The sequence below is a fragment of the Pseudomonas sp. P5_A2_2 genome (assembly GCF_054177685.1).
In genome coordinates this window covers 1-1,780 of sequence record NZ_JBGCUL010000907.1, presented here as the reverse complement: position 1 = coordinate 1,780, position 1,780 = coordinate 1, and the positions used below count along the sequence as shown (strand labels likewise).

The window sequence follows — 1,780 nt, the reverse complement described above, 5'->3', positions numbered from 1 at the left end:
ACGCTGGACTGGGCGACCTTGCGCAAGAACCGTTTTTTCTACATCTTCGGTTTTGCCTGCATGGGGATGGCGCTGCTGGTTTCCTGGATCAGTACTCAGGTCTGAGCCTTTTCAAAGTAAAAGATCTTGATTTAAAAAGAACGGCGCCCGAAGGCGCCGTTCTCGTATCCAGCCGAAACCGCTTACAGCGGCAACCCTGCCTTCACCCGGTACTGATTGCGCACCGGCGTCGCATATTGCAGCACCAGGAACGGACGATGCTCTTCAGGGCAGGCGTCCAGGCGGCGTTGCCATTCTTCCTGGGCCTTGGCGAGTTCCTCGGCCGGGAACACTTCGGCGGCTTTTGGTACCTGCAACTGCGGATCGGCGTCTTTCCACTGTGCGTACGCCAGGTAGTGCACCGGGAACAAGCGATAGCCGCTGAGGATTTGCTTGTCCGTCTCGACCGCCAACTGCTTGGTGCCTTCGAACAGTTCGGTGATCGGYGCGGCAAAGTTCACATGCACCCGACCCTTGTAGCCGGTGATGCCCTTGGCGATGCTCACGTCATCCTCGCCCGGCGCCTTGGTGTAGCTGCCGGTGGTAGCGCGGATGTAAAGCTCGCGGGCCTTGGCCTGATCGCACGGGTCGTATTCGTAGCTGATCGACACCGGGGTCAGGTTCAGCGACTGGATGACTTCGCCGAACGGTTCGTCCTTACGGCTCATGTGGAACATCTTGAGGATYGCCGAYTCGGTRCGATCRTCACCGTCCTTGGCGCGGCCTTCGGCCTGGGCGATCCAGATCGAGGCGCAATCGTTGCGGATCGAATGGTTGATGTACGCCGACAACAGTTGATAAGCCGCCATTTTCTCCCGGCGACCGCTGATCGAGCGGTGCACGATGAAGCTCTTGTTCAGGCGCATCAGGTCGCTGACGAAAGGCTTTTGCAGCAGGTTGTCGCCAATGGCGATGCGCGGAGTCGGCAGGCCGGCGTGGTACACGGCATAGTTGACGAAGGCCGGGTCCATCACGATATCGCGGTGGTTGGCGATAAACAGGTAGGCGCTGCCGGACTTGAATTGCTCCACCCCGGTATAGGTGACGCCGTCGGTGGCGCGCTCAATGGTGTGGTCGACGTAAACCTCGACTTTGTCCTGTAATGTGGCCACGGAGTTAATGCCGGCAAACTCACGGCGCAGCCGATGGGCTATAAGAGGTTTGAGTGCCCAGCCTAAAGCGCCGGCGAAACGCGGGAAGCGGAAGTGGGTGAGGATATCTAGAAACGCCTTGTCGCCGAGCAGTCGTGCCAGCACTGCCGGGACTTCGCTGTCGTCGTAAGGTCGGATGGCATCGAATTCGCCCATCATGCTCTCTTGTTAGAAACGGCTAGGGTAAGTAAAGGTTTTGATTGAAAACCGGCGGGGTGCGGTCTGAAAAAGTAGCCAGACAAAAATAGCCCTGCAAATAGACCGGCGATTATACGCACAAGTCACCTGGGAGACCGCGATGCTGGAAACTGCGCAATATGAATGTCCGTATTGTGGTGAGGAAGTCGAGACGACGCTGGATTTGTCCGGTGGCGATCAGACCTATATTGAAGACTGTCAGGTGTGCTGCCGGCCGATAACCTTCGTGTTGCAGGTTCATGAAGATGAATGGCATCTCGAAGTGTTCAGCGAAAACGAGTGAGGAGCGTGTATGCAGCGCATCTACGACCCGGAGAACCTGATGGAAGGCGAGTTGCTGCAAGGCATGCTCGCCAGCGAGGGCATCGAGGCGCACCTGGTGGGCCGTGATT

General features: G+C 57.7%; 2 protein-coding genes and 2 pseudogenes. 3 read left to right on the top strand and 1 reads right to left on the bottom strand.

Going from position 1 to position 1,780, the window contains the following annotated elements:
* Positions 1-105 (top strand): annotated as a pseudogene (locus ACXRVY_RS27175) (hypothetical protein); the annotation flags it as partial.
* 77 nt (positions 106-182) lie between these two features.
* Here ACXRVY_RS27175 and ACXRVY_RS27170 read toward each other — a convergent pair.
* Positions 183-1,349, bottom strand: coding sequence for a 1-acyl-sn-glycerol-3-phosphate acyltransferase (locus ACXRVY_RS27170; RefSeq protein ID WP_223461162.1), 1,167 nt, complete (start codon positions 1,347-1,349; stop codon positions 183-185).
* A gap of 139 nt (positions 1,350-1,488) precedes the next feature.
* Here ACXRVY_RS27170 and ACXRVY_RS27165 point away from each other — a divergent pair, with 139 nt between their 5' ends.
* A complete protein-coding gene (locus ACXRVY_RS27165; protein ID WP_007979317.1) occupies positions 1,489-1,671 on the top strand; it encodes a CPXCG motif-containing cysteine-rich protein in 183 nt (60 codons plus the stop codon).
* Positions 1,672-1,680: 9 nt separating this feature from the next.
* Positions 1,681-1,780, top strand: a pseudogene (locus ACXRVY_RS27160) (DUF2007 domain-containing protein); the annotation flags it as partial.